Raw genomic sequence first — 17,113 nt, 5'->3', positions numbered from 1 at the left:
TCGATGCATCTTGATGCACTGATGCTAAGATGCGATATGCGTACCACCATCGACTTGCCGGATGACCTGCATAAACAGGCTCTCGCGATCGCGCGCGACACCCGCCGGTCGTTGAGTCAGACCGTGGCTGACCTCATGCGCCGCGGTCTGGCAGCAGGTGGTGTGTCATCGCTTGCCAAGCATCCTCGGACGGGATTGCCCGTGATCAGCGTGGGAACCGTGGTGACGTCCGAGGACGTCCGTTCCTTGGAAGACGAGTGACCACTGCACTGCTCGACGCCAACGTGCTCATTGCGCTCGTCGTCGCTGACCATGTCCACCACGACCGGGCAGCGGAGTGGTTGGCGGCAAGCGACCTCGCGATCGCGACGTGCCCGATCACCGAGGGGAGTTTGGTCCGGTTCCTCATTCGGGCTGGCCAGACTGTGGCTGTGGCTCAGGAAGTCGTCACGACCTTGGCCGCCAGCGACCGGCATGAGTTTTGGCCGGACTCGTTGTCCTACGCAGAGATCGACACCGCCGGGATCATCGGGCACCGGCAAGTGACGGACGCGTATCTGGCGGCGCTCGCGAGGAGTCGCACGGGTCGACTGGCCACACTCGACGAAGGGCTTGCTCAATTGCACAGCGACGTCGCGATTCTCGTGACGCCCTGAGTACGGTCACGCGGACTCACGCCCGGGACCGTCTACCCGGTGAGCGGTGTCAGCACGACCAGCGGGAACGTGCGATCGGTGTGGGACTGGTACTCGACGAGGTCGGGCCAGTAGTCAACTGCCAAGCGGTGCAGCCGATCCCACTCCGGACCCGCGCGCAGGACCGTCGGCCGCACCGTGAGCGTTCGCTCACCGACTTCGACGACGGTCTCGGGCACGGCGGCGAGGTTGGCGACCCACGCGGGTTCCTTGGCGGCCCCACCGTTGGAGCCGACCAGGACGTACGAGTCACCGTCGGCGACGTAGATCAGCGGTGTGACGTACCGCCGGCCGGTGCGCGTTCCGGTGTGGTGCAGCAGAAGGAGGTGCACCTCCTTGAAGTGGCCGCCCATGGCCTCGACGACGGCTCCGCCGTTGGCGCGGAACTCGGCGATCACCAGATCGTTGGGAGCAGTCATGCGGGTACTTCCTCCTGGTCGGATGTGGAGCGCGTTCCTGGCGCGCGTTAGAACGGAACTATTTCGTTCCGTCGTATCCTCAGCGTACACGTGCGTCGGAACTGGTGAGTGCCGACGCAGCTAAACTGGCCGTATGCGAGCCAGACCCCCGGCCGGTGCCGCCGTTCTGCGACCGGAGAAGACCGAGGCGATCATCGCCGCGTTCTTCGGTGAGCTGGGCGGTTGCGGATATGAGGGTCTGACCATGGACAAGGTCGCCGAACGCGCGGGTGTCGGGAAAGCGGCCCTGTACCGACGGTGGCACTCCAAAAAGGAGATGCTGATCGACCTGGTCGGGCGCTACGCGACGGAAGCCGTCCTGCCCCCGGACACCGGGAGCCTGGCCGGAGACCTGCGCGCAGTCGCCGAAGACGCCATCAACGTGCTGAAGAATCCGTTGGTACGCAACGTCATCAGAGCACTGGTCGCAGAGCGCCGGCGATCACCCGACCTCGACGCCGTCATCACCGAGAAGTTCATCGAGCCCCGGCGGGCCGCCGGTGCCGCGATGTTTCAGCGGGCGATGGATCGTGGCGAGATCGCCCCCGACAGCGACCCCGAAATGGCCCAGGACATGTTCGGCGGCCCCCTCTACTTCAAGGGAGTCATCCTCGACGAAGATTTCCCGACCGACTTCGCCCAGCGGCTCACCGACGGGGTGCTCCGCTCCCTCGGCGCCGTGCGTCTGACCCGCTGATCAGGCGGACCTGCGCCGCGTGAACTCGGCCGCGAAGGTTTCGGCGAGATCCTCGGCGCGACGGCGGTATTCGGCGCTGTCGAGTCCGCTGTCGCCGAGCACGTACCGCGACGCCAGCCGGGCCAGGGCGTCGGCGCCCTCGTTGAGCGGCTCTCCGGTGTGCGCCTTGACCCACACCGGATGGATCCGGTCGCGCTCGGCGTAGATCATCCGCTGGGCTGTCACCAGTCCTGGAGTTTTGCCGCTCTCCCGGATCAGGCTGTAGCCGTCGGGCAGCACGTCGTCGCCGGCCTTCCAGCGTTGCACCATCGCGATCGCCAGCTTGCTGTCGCTGAGCACCGTGATGTCGCGGCCGCGCAGATACTGCACCGCCTTCGCGATCGCCCGCAGCTCGGCGACCAGCACGACCCTCGGCCCAATCTGCTTGCGCGAGTGGCGAAATCCCATCAGCCCGTACTCGCCCGTCGACGCCAGCCAGCCGTATCCGGTCACCTTGCCGCGCACCGAGCCGTCCGTCGCCACCGTCACCGGCGCCTGCGTGGCCGGCCGACGCAGCAGCCCGGTGCGCGCGGCCGTCATCAACGCGTCGTCCGCGAGCGTCGGCCGCTCGATGCACACCCCCGGCATCAGCACCGGGATCTCGTCGCGCAGCGCCCACAGCGTGCTGCGCGGCGGCAACTGCACGACGAACCGCAGCCGTGCGGTCGCCGGCGACTCGGCACGGACCAGCCGCATCACATCGAGGATCGCGGTCTCGGCCGAATCGACCGTCACCGCGCCGGTCCAGCTGCGCGTCGCCGAACACGCCGAGTAGCGAGCTTCACCGCCGCGTCCGGCGACCACGACCGCGACCGTCGTGACCGGCCGAGGACGAGCCGGCACGACGTCGGCCGGACGCCGCCTGGCCACCGGCTTGGGCGCTGTGGTGTCGATGGTGTCGCTGTTCATGTCCGGGACTGTAGAGACGGGGTACGACAATCCCGCGAGTGTCAGAGCTTGATCTGCCCGCCGTCCACGACGAGTGAGGCCGCGGTCATGAAGCTGCTCTGGTCGGACGCCAGGAACAGCACCGCGGCGGCGATCTCGTCAGGGTGGCCGAGCCGCTTCATCAGCGTCTGCGCGGCCAGGCTGTCGTGCAGACTCTGCCGCTCCTCGTCGGGGGCTAGCCCGGCGAGCCCGGGGGTGTCGACGGGGCCGGGGATGAGGGTGTTGACGCGGATCTTGCGGCCGGCCAACTCGGCTGCCCAGGTGCGGCCCAACGACCGGATGGCCGCCTTCGACGCGGCGTAGAGCCCGAACGCCGCATCGCCCTCGGCGGCGGCGGTGGACCCCGTGAGCACGATCGACGCGCCCTCGTTGAGCAGCGGCAGCATCTTCTGCACGGTGAACACGGTGCCGGCGACATTGCGGTCGAAGTTGTCGCCGTAGTGCCGCGGAGTGACCTGTTCGAGGGTGGCGAAGTCGCCGCCGCCGGCGTTGGCGAACAGGATGTCGAGTCCCTTGCCGTGCTTGGCGATCTCGTCGGCCAGGCGGTCGAGGTCTTCGGGCTTGCTGATGTCGCTCTGCACGGCCTGGGCGCCGATCGTCGCAGCGGCCTCGTCGAGGCGGGTGCGGTCACGGCCGGTGATGAAGACGTACGCGCCTTCTGCGGCGAGCCGCTTGCCCGAGGCCAGCCCGATGCCCGAGTTTCCCCCGGTGACCAGTGCTGTCTTGCCGTCGAGTTGTCCCATGAGTGCGCTCCGTTTCGTCTGCGTGTTTCGTGCGTTCGCGCACTGCAACATAGGTGATATGTCACCTATTCCCGTGTGGTCGGGACTGAAACGTGGTCAGCGCGGTGACGGCGGCAGCGAGCTGTTGTGGTTGAGGTTGACGTGGATGTGTTCCAGCGCGGCGGTGAACGGACCGAGCAGGTTGTCGGGCAGCGGGTCGAAGAACAGGCGGCGCACCAGATCGACGTGCGCGGGCGCGGCGTCGACGATCGCCTGCCACCCGCCGTCGGTGAGCACGACGGTGGTGGTGCGGGCGTCTTCGGTCCCGGGACGCCGTGCGGTGAGGCCGCGTTCCTCCATGCGCCGCAAGTGGTGTGACAGCCTGCTGCGTTCCCAGCCGATGTGCGCGGCCAGGTCGCTGACCCGCATCCCCTGCTTGTTCTCGCTGAGCGCCACCAGCACGTCGTAGTCGGTCAGCGACAGCCCGGAGTCCGCCTGCAGCTGGCGGTTCATCTCGTAGTTCATCCGCAGCTGCACCCGCATGTAGGCGAGCCAGGCGCGCTGCTGTTTGGCTGTCAACCAGCCCCGTTTAGGTGATGTGTCCCGCTTTGCCGCCACGTCGGTCAGTATGACGGCCAAATCCGAGTCCCGATGCAACACTGAACGCGTGGCAGAGCTGCTGATCGCAGTCAATCCCCAGCAGGACTCCCGGCTGCCGTACCTGCTGCGGCTTCCGCAGCCCGGCGGTGACCTGCTGTTTCGAACGTCGGGCACCTGGCCGCGGGTCAAGGCGCTCTACTGCCACCCGATGAGTATCGACGAGTGGCCCGCCGACGCCGAGATCGTCGAACGGCTGCCGCTGCAGTCGTGCCAACGCCGAGGCGCCGCGATCGACGTCATCCTGACGCGCGGGCGGGAGAACCGATCGCAGATCGTGTTCACCACCGCGCGCGGACGCGAGACGGTCTTCTGGCAGTCGCCGCGCACCCGCAAGCAGGCACGACCCAACGTGCGCACCCCGACCGCGCGCGCACAGGGCATCGAGCGCTTACAGATCCTGGTCGACGCGCGTGAGCGCTACGCGTACACGTTCGCCACTCAGCAGGTCGACCTCGTCAAACAGGCGTTGCCGTGTGGCGACTACGGGGTCGCCGTCGAGGGATCGATGGTGGCGAGCGTGGAACGAAAGTCGTTGTCGGACCTCACGTCGAGCCTGACCAACGGCAAGCTGCGATACCAGGTCGGGCATCTGGCGTCGCTGCCACGGGCGGCCGTCGTGGTCGAGGACCGGTACTCGCAACTCTTCCGAAACAGCTTCATCCGGCCGGCGCTGGCTGCCGACAACTTGGCTGAGTTGCAGATCCGTTGGCCCACAGTGCCGGTCGTCTTCTGCGAGACCCGGCAGCTGGCCGAGGAATGGACGTATCGATTCCTCGCTGCTGCTCACGCGTGGGCTGTCACTGAAGAGGCCGTACTGCAGCGCATCGGACACGTGCCGACTGCCGCGATCCCGGCAAACGATTCCGGGCCCAGCACCGCCGCCGTTCGTGCCTGGGCGCGCGGCGCCGGGTTGTCTGTGCCGGACCGCGGGCGGCTGCGTCCCGAGATCTGGCAGGCCTGGCGCGAGGCCAACGACAACGAGTGAGCCCCGCCGGCGGCCGTCGTCTGCCACGATGAACCGCATGACCGACGACATGTCCGCCGAGCGCGAGTTCAACGAACGCAACATCGAGGAGTTCCGCCGCAACGGCGGCAAGGTCGGTGGGCCGTTCGAGGGGTTCCCGCTGCTGCTGCTCACCTCGACCGGCGCCAAGAGCGGCAAGCGGCGCGTCAGCCCTGTCGCGTATTTCGACATCGACGGCCGCATCTACATCGTCGGCTCCGCCGCCGGCCGCGACGCCAGCCCCGGCTGGGTGTTCAACCTGCGCGCCAATCCGAGCGCCTCGGTCGAGATCGGCGCCGACCCGCCGCGCACCGTTACCGCTCGCGAGCTGCCGCGCGACGAGCGCGATCGGATCTACGCGATCGTCGTCGAGCGGGCGCCGGGCTTCGGCGAGTACCAGCAGCGCACCGACCGCGTCATCCCGGTGTTCGAGCTGGCCTAATCCTGCGCCGAGTTCTACGCCAGGGTAGCGATTCTCGACATTTCACAGCCCTGACGTAGAACTCGGCGCAATAGGGTTCTACAGCGGCAGCAGGATGTCCTTGACGCTCGGGTCGGTGGCCAGGAACTGCTGCACCGCCGGGTCTTTGAACGTCTCGACGAGCTTCTTGATGTTGTCGGTGTCGGCCCAGCGGCTGCCGATCGTCAACTGGCCGGCGAACTCGTCGGGGGCCGGCGGCGCGAAGATTTGATACTGCAGCGGCACTTTCGCGGCCAAGTAGTACTCGGTGTAGCCGACCGCGGCGTCGAGGTCCGGCAGTGACCGGGACTGCGCGGCGAAGTCGAGCAGGGTGAACTTCAGGTTCTTCGGGTTCGCGACGATGTCCTTCTGCGTGGCGGTCCACTTGTCCTTGGCGGGGTCCAGCGTGATCAGCCCCGCGCGCTCCAGCAGCCACAGCCCCTGCGCCTCGTTGGCCGGGTCAGAGTACAGCGACACCGTCGCGCCGTCGGGCAATTGCGCCGGGTCGGTGTACTTGTCCGACCAGATCCCGAAGCCCCAGCGGAACACCGGCGTTGCGGCCTCCTCGCGGAAGTCGGGGTTCGCCTCGAGCACCTGCCCGAGCCACAGCTTGTGCTGGTAGATGGTGCCCGCGACCTCGCCGTCGCTGACCGCGCGGTTGATCGTGTTGCTGTCGGCCAGGCCGCGGAAGGCCACGGTGATGCCGTGCCGCGGCGCCACCTCGCGGGCGATGTACTCGATCAGAGCCTGTTCGGCCGCGTTGCCCTCGTTGGTGGCGACGATCAGCGTCGCGCCCGGAATCTCGTTCGGCGACTGTGCTTTTCCGAAGAAGATGAACCGCGCCGCGATCACCAGCGCGACCACGACGAGCAGGCTCACCGCGATCCACAGCCATTTGGGTCTGCGTTTGAGTTCGAAACCGTGATCGCCGTCGACCGGTGTCGTTGTCGTTGCCATGATTACCTCTTTCAGGCTGCTGCCGCGCGGATCCGCGCGTGCGGGGTGGTGAATCGGACGAGTGCGTCGCCGGTCAACTGCACGATGGCGACGGTGATGACGAGGATGACGATGGTGGCCAGCATGACGCCCTGATCGAAGCGCTGGTATCCGTATGTGACTGCGACATAACCGATTCCGCCCGCGCCGATGGTGCCGGCGATCGCGGAGTACTCGATCATCGCGATGATGTTGATGGTCAGGCCGCCGAGGATCGACGGCACCGCCTCGCTGACCTGCGCGGTGCGGATGATCTGCAGTCGCGATCCGCCCGACGCGCGCGCCACCTGCACCACCGACGGCGGCACCGAGCGCAGCGAGTTCTCCACGATCCTGGTGAAGAACGCGATACCCGCCAACGACATCGGCACCACCGCGGCGGCGATACCGATGTTCGTGCCGGTGATGAACCGGGTGAACGGCATGATCGACGCCATCAGGATCAGGAACGGCAGCGACCGTCCGATGCTGATGACCCAACTCAGAATCGTGTGCAGCGTGGGGTTTTCGAACAGCCCGCCGGGGGCAAGGTTGTGGATCAGCGCACCGAGCGGCACGCCGACGAGCACGACGATCGTCATCACGATGCCGACCATGATCAGCGTGTCGAGCAGGGCGGGAAACAGCAGGCCGGGCAGCTCGTTGACCGGAACCTTGGCGTTGGCCAGCACGGTCTCGGTCACGCCACGCCCTCCAGTTCTTTCGCGGCTTCAGCTCCGGCGGTGGCCAGCCCGTAGCGGCCCAACACTTCGGGGACCCGTGCGCTCAATCGGTCGGCGATGCCCAGCGTCGCGCTGCCGACCGTCACGCCGCCGACCGACTGCACCGACGCGCCCAGCACCGACACCGGTGCACCGAGGTCGGCAGACGCGCGAGAGATCCAGTCCGACGGCACATCCGGCGCGTCGTACACCACCTGCCAGACCCGCTGGCCGGTGCCCGCGTCGGCGGCCACGCCCTGCGGGCGCAGCTCGGCGCCCAACGACGACGCCGGGTTGGTCAGCAGGTCGACCAGTCGGCCGGACTCGGCGATGCTGCCGTGGTCCAGCCGTGCCACCGAGTCGGCGATCTTGAGCACGGTGTCCATCTCGTGGGTGATGAACACGATCGACAGGTTGAGGTCGTCGCGCAGTTCGCGCAGCAGGTCGACCACCGAGGACGTCGTCGTCGGATCCAGCCCGGCCGTCGCCTCGTCGGACAGCAGCACCGACGGCCGCAGCGCGAGCGCCCGCGCGATCCCGACGCGCTGCCGCTGACCCCCCGACAGCTGGAACGGGTAGTGGTTCGCGCGGGCGCTCAACCCCACCCGGTCGAGCAGTTCGGCCACCCGCTTGTGTGATTCGGCCGCCGTCACCCCGAGGTAGTCCAGTGGCAGTGCGACGTTCTCGGCCGCGGTGCGCCGTTCGAACAGCCCCGACGACTGGAACACCGTGCCGATCCGTCGGCGCGCCACCCGCAGCTTCTGTGACGACAGTGTGGTCAAATCTTCGCCGTTGACGACGACGGACCCCGAGGTGGGCAGTGTCAGCAGGTTGATGCACTGCGCCAGCGTGCTCTTGCCGGCACCGCTGGGGCCGACGACGGCGAGGATCTCGCCCTCCTCGACGCGGAAGTTGATCCGGTCGAGCACCACCGTGCGGTCGTCGCCGTGCCCGTAGACCTTGGTCAGATCGGTCAGCTCAATCATGCGAGAGAAATCCTTGTGGGAAGGGAAAGTACGCAGGCAGCATCGCCGCCGGATCGACGGTGCCAAACGGCCGTCGCGGCCAATACCTTTGCGCTCACCGTGAATCAATGCCGGTCATAAGGCATTCACCCTGATTCAAACCATGGCCGGGAGCGTGTCCGCGCCCCACTGTCATGGGCATGAGCATCGACGAGTCTGTCTCCGTCAGCGACGATCCGCACGGCTTCACGATCGCCAGGCGCCGCAAGTGGCCGTATCTGGTGATCGGCGCCGTCGTGGTGGCCGCGGTCGTCGCCGCGTTCGTCATCGCGCGCTTCAGCGGCAGCGCGTCACCCAACGAAACGGCCGGCGCCACCCTCGACGTCGTCTACCTCGACTCCAACCCTGCCGAAAAGCTGATCATCGAGTACATCGCCGAGAACATCGCGCCCGACTACGGCGTGAAGGTCGGCGCCGTCGGTCTCGGCGACAGCACCCAGATCAACCAGGCGGTCAGCGACGGGCGTTACGCCGGAACGATTTTCCAGCATCGGCACTGGCTGCAGCAGGTGCTCGACGCCAATCCCGGTTTCCGTGAGGAGGCGGTCACCGGGCCGTTCTTCCACTGGGTGTTCGGCATCTGGTCGGACAAGTACCCGACGCCGCAGGCCCTTCCGGACGGGGCGAGCGTGTCGCTGCCGTCGGATCCGGCCAACAACGCGCAGGCGCTGTGGTACCTCGGGCAGGCCGGGCTGATCACGCTGCGCCCGGACGCCGACATCACCGCGTTGACGCAGAAGGACATCGTCGACAACCCGAAGAACCTGAAGTTCACGCTGCTCGACCTGGCCGCTCAGCCGCGCGCGCTACGCGACCTCGACGCGATCGTCGGCTACGCCGAGTCGTTCCTGGCGGCCGGCGTGCCCGAGGACGAGCTGATCTTCGCGCCGGAATCGCCCGACGAGTTCGCCTCCGTGCTGACCGTCGGCAGCGACTACGTCGACACTGAGAACATCCAGAACCTCATCAAGGCGTTCAAGGATCCGCGGGTGCAGGCCTATATCGCCGAGGATCCCGAGGTGAAAAAGCTGGCGCTGCCCGGGAATCCGGCATGACCGACCGGGAACTGCACCTCGGGGTGAACGTACTGTCCGACGGGATGCACCCGGCGGCGTGGCAGCATCCCGACGCCGACCCGAACTGGTTCACCGACCCCGCCTACTGGATCGAGCTGGCGCGCATCGCCGAGCGCGGCACACTCGACGCGTTGTTCCTGGCCGACAGCCCGTCGCTGTTCCAGCCGCCGGACGCGCCGTTGACGGCGCCGCCGCTGGCGCTCGACCCGATTGTGCTGCTGTCGACGCTGGCGTCGGCGACCACGCATCTGGGGCTCATCGGCACGGTGTCGACGTCGTTCGAGGAGCCGTACAACCTGGCGCGACGGTTCGCGACGCTGGACCATCTGAGCCGCGGCCGGGTGGCGTGGAACGTCGTCACCAGTAGCGACCCGTATGCGTGGAACAACTTCGGCCGTGGCGGCGGGGTCTCCGGGCAGCCGGACCGACGGGACCGGTACCGCCAGGCCGCGGAGTTCATTGATGTCGTTCGGGCGCTGTGGGATTCGTGGGACGACGACGCCGTGCTCGCCGACAAGGCTGCTGGCGCGTTCAGTCGGGTCGGCGCGATCCGCACCATCGACCACCGCGGCGAGTTCTACAGCGTCGACGGGCCGCTGACGCTGCCGCGGTCCCCGCAGGGGCATCCGGTGCTGTTCCAGGCCGGCGGGTCCGCGGGTGGACTGGATCTGGCGGCCAAGTACGCCGACGGGGTGTTCGCGGCGCAGGCGTCGCTGCCGGACGCGTTGCGCAACGCCGACGATTTACGTTCGCGCACAGCGGCATACGGCCGACCGCGGGACGCGGTGCGGATCATGCCCGGCTTGTCGTTCGTGCTCGGCAGCACCGAGGAGGAGGCGCGTCGGCGCAACGATGAACTCAACGCGTTGGCGGGGGAGCGGCGGCTGGCGCACTTCGCGTCACAGTTGTCGGTCGACCCGTCGGAGTTGTCCTGGGACAAGCCGCTGCCGCGGTATCTGCTCGATGGCGCGGTGACCGACACCGGTTCGCAGGGCGCCCGCGACATCGTGGTGAATCTGGCGCGGCGGGAGAACCTGACGGTGCGGCAACTGCTCGACCGCGTCATCACCTGGCACCGGTTGGTGATCGGCGGGCCCGAGCAGATCGCCGACGCGATCGAGGAGTGGTTCGTCGCGGGCGCGGTCGACGGGTTCAACCTGATGCCGGACGTGTTCCCGTCGGGCCTGGAGTTGTTCGTCGACCATGTGGTGCCGATCCTGCGCGATCGCGGGTTGTTCCGCCGCGAGTATCGGCACACGACGCTGCGCGGCCACCTCGGGTTGTCGCGGGTGCCGGACCGGCGCGGGAATGTGATCGGCGTCGCAGCGGTTGGTTGAGTCATGGCCAAGATGACCAATGACGAGCGGGAGAAGTTTCTAGCCGACGTGCACGTGGGCGTCATAGCGGTCGAACGGCCAGGTCGGGCGCCGTTGAGCGTGCCGATCTGGTACGGCTACGAGCCGGGCGGTGAGGTGCTGCTGTGGACCGAGTCCGATTCGCTGAAGCATCGGCTGATCCGCGACGCCGGCCGGTTCTCGATCACCGCGCAGGACGAGGCGCCGCCGTACAAGTACGTCTCGGCAGAGGGCGACGTCACGAGCATCGGCCCGGCGGTCGACGCCGACGTGCGCCGGCTGGCTATCCGTTACCTCGGCGAGGAAGCCGGTAACGCGTTCACCGACGAGAACCTGACGCAGACCTCGATCGCGATCCGGATGCGGCCGCAGCGCTGGATCAGCCTGGACTACTCCAAGGAGTAGGTGCCGTGTAGCGCGCGATTTCTACACCAGGGTCGCGATCTCCGATCGATCGCAGCCCTGGTGTAGAAATCGGTAAGGCGGGCGCCTGACTCAGAGCTGGCCGTGCCGCGGCGGCGGTGTGCCGGACAGCGTGTACCGGCCGATGTGCTGCACCTTCCACCGCGTCGGGTCGTGCAACGTGTGCGTGCGGGCGTCGCGCCAGTAGCGCGAGAGGTTGCCCGACGCCGAAGCGCTTCTGGTGCCGCCCAAGTCGAACAGCACGTTCGACGCCTCCAGCGAGGCCCGCACCGCCGCGACCTTGGCCACGGCGACCGCGATGGACGCCTCGGCGGCCGACTCGTCGCTCAGGTGCGCTGCCGCGTGATCGACGGCCCGCGCGGCCTCGGCTAGCAGCGCCTGCGCGCCGCGCACCGTCACCGCCAGCTCGCCCGCCAGGGCGACGAGCGTCGGGTCCTCGACCGCGGTCGCGACGCCCGCTTCGAAGTGCGGTCGCGCCCGTTCGGCCTGACGCACCCCGGCTGCCAACGCGCCGGTCGCGATGCCGACGTCAATCGCGCTGTGTATCAACTGCGCTCGTGCGCCGTACACCGACGGCCCGGCGAAGATCGGCGAGAACGGCACCACATGCTCGACGGGCACCGCGACGTCGTCGAGTGTGACGGTGCCCGACGCGGTGGTGCGCTGGCCCATGCCGTCCCAGTCGTCGACCACCTCGACGCCGTCGGCGTCACGCGCGACGAACGCGATCGCCTTCGGTGTCTGCGCCGTCGGCACCGTCGATCCGTCGGTCAGCGACGCCCGCACCAACACCCAGTCGGCGAACAACGCTCCGGTCGAATAGAACTTGCGGCCGGACAGCAGGTAGTCACCCGATGGGCGCCGCACCAGCGTGGTGGTGTCGACGTCGATGGTATGCGGACCGCGTTCGGACTGCGCGTTCGCGAGCAACGCGCCGCCGAGCACCTGCCCGTAGAAGTACGCCTTCTGACTGTCGGTGCCCTGCAATCGCAGCGCCTCGAGAAACACGAAGTGCGAGTGGGGGATCTGCGCCAGCGACGGGTCGGCGTGGGCCATCAGCCGGAACACCTCGGCGAGCACCGCCGCCGGCGCCGCGATACCGCCGTAGTCGACCGGCACCGTCACCGCCAGCAGCCCTGATTTCTTGAGCGCGGCGACCTGTTCGTGCGGCAACCGGCGTTCGGCGTCGCGCGTCGACGCCTCCGCCTCGAACTCGGCCGACAGCTTCGCCGCGACGTCGAGCGCCTCGTCCGCCGAAGCGATCTGCGTCATCGCGAACCGCTCACGAACGGGATCGAGGCCGGCGTCACCGTCGTCGCCGCACCCTTGTAGAGCCCGCGCTCCCGCAGGATCGGCACCACACCCTCGCCGAACCAGTACAGCTCCTCCAGATGCGGGTAGCCCGAGAAGATGAACTCGTCGATGCCGATGTCGGCGTATTCGGCGATGCGCTCGGCGACCTCGGCGTGGCTGCCGACGAGCGCTGTGCCCGCGCCGCCACGCACCAGGCCGACACCCGCCCACAGGTTCGGCGCGATCTCCAGCGACCGCGCGTCGTGCCAGCTGCCGCTGCTGCGGGCCTGCTCGTGCAGCGCGAGCATCCGCTTCTGACCCTCGGACTGGCTGCGGTGCAACCCTTTCTGCGCGTTGGCTACGGTCTCCTCGTCGAGGGCGGCGACCAGCCGGTCGGCCTGCGCCCACGCCTCGTCGGCGGTGTCGCGTGAGATCGTGTGCAGCCGGATGCCGAACCGCACGTCGCGGCCTTCCTCGGCGGCCAGCCCGCGGATCCACGAGATCTTCTCGCGCACCGCGGCCGGCGGCTCACCCCACGTCAGGTACACGTCGGCGTGCCGCGCCGCCACCGGGCCCGCCGCTGCCGAGCTGCCGCCGAAGTACAACGGCGGCACCGGGTTCGGCAATGTCGGGATCGTCGCGTCCTCGACGCTGATGTGCTCGCCGTTCAGCGACACCGTCTCGCCGGCCCACAGCCGGCGGACCACCTCGAGGAACTCGTCGCAGCGTTGATAGCGGCCGTCCTTGTCGAGGTGGTCGCCGAACGCGCGCTGTTCGTGGGCCTCGCCGCCGACGACCACGTTGAGCAGGATGCGACCCGGCGCGTGCCGCGCGAACGTTGCGGCCATCTGCGCCGACAGGGTCGGGCTGACCAGTCCCGGCCGGAACGCCACGAGGAACGCCAATGACGTTGTCTCGCGCGCCAACAGCGCCGCGGTGATGAACGCGTCCTCGCACCAGGCGCCGGTCGGGATCAGGGCGCCGGTGAAGCCGAACGACTCGGCGGCCCGCACGATCGAGCCGAGGTAGTCGATCGACGCGTCGCGGTCGCCGTGCGCGGCGCCGGCGGGCATGCCGTGGCCGCCGCCGACGATCAGTCGGCTGTCGCCGTAGGTGGGCAGGAACCAGTGCAGTTGAATCGTCATGTCAGAGTCCTGTCGAGGGCACGGTGGCGGGCCGGTCGATGACCGTCGAGAGGGGCCCGCCGACACGATAGCGGGAGCCGCGATGGTCGTCGGGCAGCCGGTCGCCGTTGCCGAGCAGTTTGTGGCGCAGCGTGCCGGGCGTGTACGACGGCTGGTACGCGCCGCGCTCGGTCAGCACCGGCACCACATGGTCGACGAACTCCGCGAAGGAGCCGGGCGTGATCGCATACGCCAGGTTGAACCCGTCGACGTCGGTCTCCTCGACCCACTCCTGCACCGAATCCGCCACGCTGACACCGGATCCCACGAAGCGCGGACCCATACCGCCGATCTTGCCCCACTCGGCGATGTCGCGGACCGCCCACTCGCGGCCGTCAGGATCGGCGGACTGGAACGCCGCGACCGCCGACAGGATCGCGTTGGAGTCGACGTTGCCGACCGGTTCGTCCAGCCCGTAGCGCGACAGGTCCACGCCCATCCATCCGGACATGAACGTCAGCGCACCCTCGGGATCGCCGTAGGACAGGTATTCGGCGTGCTTGGCGTGCGCCTCCTCGTCGGTGGCGGCGGTGACGATCGTCGACAGGTTGAAGATCTTCACCGAATACGGGTCGCGGCCGGCGATTTCGAGTTCCTGACGGATGGTGCTGACCGTCTGGCGCAGGATCTCCTTGGTCGGCGACGCGGTGAAGATCGCCTCGGCGTTCTCGGCGGCGAACCGCACCCCGCGCGGTGACGACCCGGCCTGGTAGATCACCGGTGTGCGCTGCGGCGACGGCTCGGACAGGTGTACCCCCGGGACGCTGAAATGCGTTCCCTGATGGCCGATGTGATGCACCTTGTCCGGATCGGTGAACACCCCGCGGGCGGCGTCGCGGACCACCGCGTCGTCCTCCCACGACCCTTCCCACAGCTTGTAGAGCACCTCGAGGTACTCGTCGGCGTGGTCGTAGCGGGCGTCGTGCGCGGGCTGGTCGGTCTGGCCCATGTTGCGCGCAGCCGCGGGCAGGTAGCCGGTGACGACGTTCCAGCCGATGCGGCCCTTGGTGAGGTGGTCGAGCGTCGACATGCGCCGCGCGAACGGATACGGGTGCTCGAAACCCGTACCGGTGGTGATGCCGAAGCCGAGGTGCTCGGTCACCAGCGCCATCGCCGACACCAGCAGCAGCGGATCATTGACCGGGATCTGCGCGGCCTGCCGGATGGCGGCCTCGTCGCTGGCGCCGTACACGTCGTAGGTGCCGAGCACATCGGCGATGAACAGCCCGTCGAACCGGCCGCGCTCGAGCAGCTTGGCCAGCTCGGTCCAGTACTCGAGGTCCTTGTACCGCCACGACTGGTCGTCGGGGTGCTTCCACAACCCGGGGGACTGATGGGCGACGCAGTTCTCCCCCGCAAGCGGGTGGTGCCCCCAGTCGAAGGCGTTGAAGCGGATCACACGGGTCACCCGGAAAGGCTGCCTACCGGAGGCGTGCGCGTCACCGGTTAGGTTCAGCGCGATTCAAAGCAGGCCGGCGTAGAAGTCCAGGTGCGCGCGGGCGGCGTTCTCCCACGTCAGCGCCGACGCCAGCGCACGGCCGGCGGCGGCCCGGCTGTCGTCGCCGACGCTGTCGGCCAGCGCCGACGCGAACCCCGCCGGGTCGGCGGCGTAGCGAACCGTCGCGCCGAACACCTCGCGCAGCACCGGCAGATCGCGCGCGACGACGGGCCGGCCTGCCGCCAGCGCCTCCATCGCCGCGAGCCCGAAGCCCTCCTTGGTCGACGGGAACGCGAACACCTCGCACGCGGCGACCAGGCTCGGCAGGTCGTCGTCGGGCACCGCCCCGAGGATCACCGGCGCGACGCCGAGGTCGGCGCACAACCGGTCGAACTCCGCGCGGTAGTCCCGGTAGTCGAACAGCGTCTCACCGCCGGCCAGCACCAGCGACAGCTCCGGGTACCGCCGCTGCAACAGATGGAACGCCGCCGCCAGGTCCAGCGTGCCCTTGCGCGGCTCGATCCCGCCGACGGCCAACACGTAGCGGCCCAGTCGCCGCCGCCATGACGCTTGGCCGTCGACGTCGGCGGCCGCCGCGATGAACCGGTCCGCGCGCACGCCGTTCGGGATCACCGTCGGATTCAGCCCCCAGCCCGCGGCGACCTCGGCGGCGACGGCCGCCGACACGCAGATCCGCGCATACGGTGCGACGACGGCCTTTTCGTGACACTCGACGAGGATCGGTGTGGTGAACGTGTCGAGGTGGTGGATCGTGCGGATGCACGGGCCGACGGCGTTGGCGCTGATGCAGTCCTGGGCGTGCACGACGTCGTAGTCTGCGGCGGTGAACGCGTGCGCGAGCATGTCGATCGACCGCACGATCCGCTCGGTCACCGTCTCACCGTCGACCTCCGGGAAATCGACCAGCCGCACGGCCACCTTCGGGTCGACCGTGCGGAAGAACCCGCGGTCACCCTGTCGCGCGAGCGACCACACCGTGACGTCGGCGCCGAGGTCGGCCATCGCCTCGGCGAGGTTCAGCGTGTGCACGACGCCACCGCGCGGCTTGGTCGAGTACGTGATCAGGGCGACGCGCACCGGTCGGCTCCTCGGTAGGCGTCCAGCCGCAGCTCGGCCACGTGGTTCAACACCTTTCTGGCGCGGGCGATCTCGGCGTCAACGTCGAGCGCCACCTTTGCCAGCCCGCCCTTCGACCGCGTGGTGGCCACGATGTCGCCGCCCGGGCCGACGACCTTGGCCTGCCCGAGGAACTGCAGCGACCCCATCACCCCGGTCTGGTTCGCCGACACCAGCACCACCTGGTTCTCGGCGGCCCGCGCGCAGTCGTAGAGGTCGAACAGCCGCGACTGCCGGTCGGCGGGCAGCCGCGACGCGCGGTCGGTGACGCTGGCCGGCCACGCCGACAGCGCCGCGATGATCGACGCCCCGTCGAGCGTCAGCGCGCGCACCGACTCGGGGAACGTCTTGTCGTAGTCGATCAGCATGCCGACCCGTCCGACCGGGGTGTCGAACGCGGTGAACGCGTCACCGGGTAGATACGCCAACGATTCGCCGGCCGGCTGGTGCACCTTGCGATGGGTGCCCAGCACACCGTCGCCGGACACGCAGATCGCCGAGTTGTACCGTCCGCCACCGACGGTCGCTTCCGCGTAGCCGACGCACACCGTCATCGGACCCGCTGCGGCGATCACCGCTTCGATCTCCGGGCCGTCGGGGTCGAGCGCCGGCGGCGGGTCGGCCGGATCCGGTGAGCGCAGGTCGCCCAGATAGCCGCCGAGGCAGGCGTCGGGAAACACCAACAGCTGCACACCTTCTCGGGCCGCCGACTCGATGATGCCGACGACCTTGGTGACGCAGCGGTCGACGTCGCGGCCGAAGTGCGCCGCGACCGCCCCGATCGTCACCACCGCCATGCGGAC

At 68.7% G+C, this 17,113-nt stretch carries 20 protein-coding genes; 8 read left to right on the top strand and 12 right to left on the bottom strand.

Translation table 11 applies throughout. The features are described 5' to 3' along the window. Positions 1-36 precede the first annotated feature (36 nt). Both BLW81_RS01005 and BLW81_RS01000 read left to right on the top strand, forming a co-directional pair. Entirely contained in the window at positions 37-261 is a 225-nt protein-coding gene (locus BLW81_RS01005) for an antitoxin (RefSeq protein WP_083405572.1), read from the top strand. Beyond that, entirely contained in the window at positions 258-656 is a 399-nt protein-coding gene (locus BLW81_RS01000) for a TA system VapC family ribonuclease toxin (RefSeq protein ID WP_083405571.1), read from the top strand. Before BLW81_RS01005 ends, BLW81_RS01000 begins: the two co-directional genes overlap by 4 nt. A 32-nt stretch (positions 657-688) precedes the next feature. Here the strand turns inward: BLW81_RS01000 and BLW81_RS00995 are convergent, their stop codons facing one another. Then, entirely contained in the window at positions 689-1,114 is a 426-nt protein-coding gene (locus BLW81_RS00995) for a nitroreductase/quinone reductase family protein (protein ID WP_083405570.1), read from the bottom strand. 133 nt (positions 1,115-1,247) lie between these two features. Between BLW81_RS00995 and BLW81_RS00990 the strand changes: the two genes are divergently transcribed. Then, complete coding sequence (locus BLW81_RS00990; RefSeq protein WP_083405569.1) at positions 1,248-1,850, top strand: TetR/AcrR family transcriptional regulator; 603 nt, start codon at positions 1,248-1,250, stop codon at positions 1,848-1,850. On the opposite strand, the gene BLW81_RS00985 is transcribed toward BLW81_RS00990, so the two are convergent. The 3 genes from BLW81_RS00985 to BLW81_RS00975 all read right to left on the bottom strand — a co-directional run bounded on the left by BLW81_RS00985 (position 1,851) and on the right by BLW81_RS00975 (position 4,102). Further along, entirely contained in the window at positions 1,851-2,798 is a 948-nt protein-coding gene (locus tag BLW81_RS00985) for a ribonuclease HI (RefSeq protein ID WP_083405568.1), read from the bottom strand. A gap of 41 nt (positions 2,799-2,839) precedes the next feature. Then, complete coding sequence (locus tag BLW81_RS00980) at positions 2,840-3,580, bottom strand: SDR family NAD(P)-dependent oxidoreductase (RefSeq protein WP_083405567.1); 741 nt, start codon at positions 3,578-3,580, stop codon at positions 2,840-2,842. Positions 3,581-3,676: 96 nt separating this feature from the next. Further along, positions 3,677-4,102, bottom strand: coding sequence for a MarR family winged helix-turn-helix transcriptional regulator (locus tag BLW81_RS00975; protein ID WP_157897868.1), 426 nt, complete (start codon positions 4,100-4,102; stop codon positions 3,677-3,679). Between the two features lie 124 nt (positions 4,103-4,226). Between BLW81_RS00975 and BLW81_RS00970 the strand changes: the two genes are divergently transcribed. Both BLW81_RS00970 and BLW81_RS00965 read left to right on the top strand, forming a co-directional pair. Then, positions 4,227-5,204 (top strand): ERCC4 domain-containing protein, encoded by a 978-nt coding sequence (locus BLW81_RS00970; RefSeq protein ID WP_083410240.1) that lies wholly within the window; start codon positions 4,227-4,229, stop codon positions 5,202-5,204. Between the two features lie 37 nt (positions 5,205-5,241). After that, positions 5,242-5,664 carry a nitroreductase family deazaflavin-dependent oxidoreductase gene (locus tag BLW81_RS00965; RefSeq protein ID WP_083410239.1) on the top strand — a complete coding sequence of 141 codons (423 nt, stop codon included), beginning with the start codon at positions 5,242-5,244 and terminating at the stop codon, positions 5,662-5,664. 78 nt (positions 5,665-5,742) lie between these two features. On the opposite strand, the gene BLW81_RS00960 is transcribed toward BLW81_RS00965, so the two are convergent. The 3 genes from BLW81_RS00960 to BLW81_RS00950 are packed head-to-tail and all read right to left on the bottom strand — an operon-like array spanning position 5,743 to position 8,365. Further along, positions 5,743-6,639, bottom strand: coding sequence for a MetQ/NlpA family ABC transporter substrate-binding protein (locus tag BLW81_RS00960; protein WP_083405566.1), 897 nt, complete (start codon positions 6,637-6,639; stop codon positions 5,743-5,745). 11 nt (positions 6,640-6,650) lie between these two features. Further along, positions 6,651-7,361, bottom strand: coding sequence for a methionine ABC transporter permease (locus BLW81_RS00955; protein ID WP_083405565.1), 711 nt, complete (start codon positions 7,359-7,361; stop codon positions 6,651-6,653). Then, entirely contained in the window at positions 7,358-8,365 is a 1,008-nt protein-coding gene (locus tag BLW81_RS00950; RefSeq protein WP_083405564.1) for a methionine ABC transporter ATP-binding protein, read from the bottom strand. The genes BLW81_RS00955 and BLW81_RS00950 overlap by 4 nt, the downstream gene beginning before the upstream one ends. 179 nt (positions 8,366-8,544) lie before the next feature. Here BLW81_RS00950 and BLW81_RS00945 point away from each other — a divergent pair, with 179 nt between their 5' ends. The 3 genes from BLW81_RS00945 to BLW81_RS00935 are packed head-to-tail and all read left to right on the top strand — an operon-like array spanning position 8,545 to position 11,240. Further along, positions 8,545-9,459, top strand: a complete 915-nt coding sequence (locus BLW81_RS00945; protein WP_083410238.1) for a MetQ/NlpA family ABC transporter substrate-binding protein — start codon at positions 8,545-8,547, stop codon at positions 9,457-9,459. Further along, positions 9,456-10,817, top strand: a complete 1,362-nt coding sequence (locus BLW81_RS00940; protein ID WP_083405563.1) for an LLM class flavin-dependent oxidoreductase — start codon at positions 9,456-9,458, stop codon at positions 10,815-10,817. Before BLW81_RS00945 ends, BLW81_RS00940 begins: the two co-directional genes overlap by 4 nt. A 3-nt stretch (positions 10,818-10,820) precedes the next feature. Continuing rightward, complete coding sequence (locus BLW81_RS00935) at positions 10,821-11,240, top strand: pyridoxamine 5'-phosphate oxidase family protein (protein WP_173839561.1); 420 nt, start codon at positions 10,821-10,823, stop codon at positions 11,238-11,240. A 90-nt stretch (positions 11,241-11,330) separates the two neighbouring features. Here the strand turns inward: BLW81_RS00935 and BLW81_RS00930 are convergent, their stop codons facing one another. Genes BLW81_RS00930 through BLW81_RS00910 form a run of 5 tightly spaced genes read right to left on the bottom strand, consistent with a single transcriptional unit; the run spans position 11,331 to position 17,107 of the window. Next, entirely contained in the window at positions 11,331-12,530 is a 1,200-nt protein-coding gene (locus BLW81_RS00930; protein WP_083405562.1) for an SfnB family sulfur acquisition oxidoreductase, read from the bottom strand. Next, positions 12,527-13,696, bottom strand: a complete 1,170-nt coding sequence (locus BLW81_RS00925; RefSeq protein WP_083405561.1) for an LLM class flavin-dependent oxidoreductase — start codon at positions 13,694-13,696, stop codon at positions 12,527-12,529. The genes BLW81_RS00930 and BLW81_RS00925 overlap by 4 nt, the downstream gene beginning before the upstream one ends. Position 13,697: 1 nt before the next feature. Beyond that, on the bottom strand, positions 13,698-15,143 hold the full coding sequence (locus BLW81_RS00920) for an LLM class flavin-dependent oxidoreductase (protein WP_083405560.1): 1,446 nt from the start codon (positions 15,141-15,143) through the stop codon (positions 13,698-13,700). 54 nt (positions 15,144-15,197) lie between these two features. Beyond that, positions 15,198-16,271, bottom strand: coding sequence for an MSMEG_0565 family glycosyltransferase (locus BLW81_RS00915; protein ID WP_083405559.1), 1,074 nt, complete (start codon positions 16,269-16,271; stop codon positions 15,198-15,200). Next, positions 16,256-17,107: a carbon-nitrogen hydrolase family protein gene (locus BLW81_RS00910; protein ID WP_083405558.1), complete on the bottom strand. Its 852-nt coding sequence runs from the start codon at positions 17,105-17,107 to the stop codon at positions 16,256-16,258. The genes BLW81_RS00915 and BLW81_RS00910 overlap by 16 nt, the downstream gene beginning before the upstream one ends. Positions 17,108-17,113 lie beyond the last annotated feature (6 nt).

It is taken from the genome of Mycolicibacterium rutilum (assembly GCF_900108565.1).
Classification (GTDB): Bacteria; Actinomycetota; Actinomycetes; order Mycobacteriales; family Mycobacteriaceae; genus Mycobacterium; species Mycobacterium rutilum.
This window is presented reverse-complemented; position numbering and strand designations above follow the sequence as displayed.

Bases quoted from the DNA above. Each gene is read 5' to 3' on its own strand.
- BLW81_RS01005 (WP_083405572.1), top strand. From the start codon at position 37: ATGCGTACCACCATCGACTTGCCGGATGACCTGCATAAACAGGCTCTC.
- BLW81_RS00995 (WP_083405570.1), bottom strand. From the start codon at position 1,114: ATGACTGCTCCCAACGATCTGGTGATCGCCGAGTTCCGCGCCAACGGC.
- BLW81_RS00990 (WP_083405569.1), top strand. From the start codon at position 1,248: ATGCGAGCCAGACCCCCGGCCGGTGCCGCCGTTCTGCGACCGGAGAAG.
- BLW81_RS00985 (WP_083405568.1), bottom strand. From the start codon at position 2,798: ATGAACAGCGACACCATCGACACCACAGCGCCCAAGCCGGTGGCCAGG.
- BLW81_RS00980 (WP_083405567.1), bottom strand. From the start codon at position 3,580: ATGGGACAACTCGACGGCAAGACAGCACTGGTCACCGGGGGAAACTCG.
- BLW81_RS00975 (WP_157897868.1), bottom strand. From the start codon at position 4,102: ATGCGGGTGCAGCTGCGGATGAACTACGAGATGAACCGCCAGCTGCAG.
- BLW81_RS00965 (WP_083410239.1), top strand. From the start codon at position 5,242: ATGACCGACGACATGTCCGCCGAGCGCGAGTTCAACGAACGCAACATC.
- BLW81_RS00960 (WP_083405566.1), bottom strand. From the start codon at position 6,639: ATGGCAACGACAACGACACCGGTCGACGGCGATCACGGTTTCGAACTC.
- BLW81_RS00950 (WP_083405564.1), bottom strand. From the start codon at position 8,365: ATGATTGAGCTGACCGATCTGACCAAGGTCTACGGGCACGGCGACGAC.
- BLW81_RS00945 (WP_083410238.1), top strand. From the start codon at position 8,545: ATGAGCATCGACGAGTCTGTCTCCGTCAGCGACGATCCGCACGGCTTC.
- BLW81_RS00940 (WP_083405563.1), top strand. From the start codon at position 9,456: ATGACCGACCGGGAACTGCACCTCGGGGTGAACGTACTGTCCGACGGG.
- BLW81_RS00935 (WP_173839561.1), top strand. From the start codon at position 10,821: ATGGCCAAGATGACCAATGACGAGCGGGAGAAGTTTCTAGCCGACGTG.
- BLW81_RS00930 (WP_083405562.1), bottom strand. From the start codon at position 12,530: ATGACGCAGATCGCTTCGGCGGACGAGGCGCTCGACGTCGCGGCGAAG.
- BLW81_RS00925 (WP_083405561.1), bottom strand. From the start codon at position 13,696: ATGACGATTCAACTGCACTGGTTCCTGCCCACCTACGGCGACAGCCGA.
- BLW81_RS00910 (WP_083405558.1), bottom strand. From the start codon at position 17,107: ATGGCGGTGGTGACGATCGGGGCGGTCGCGGCGCACTTCGGCCGCGAC.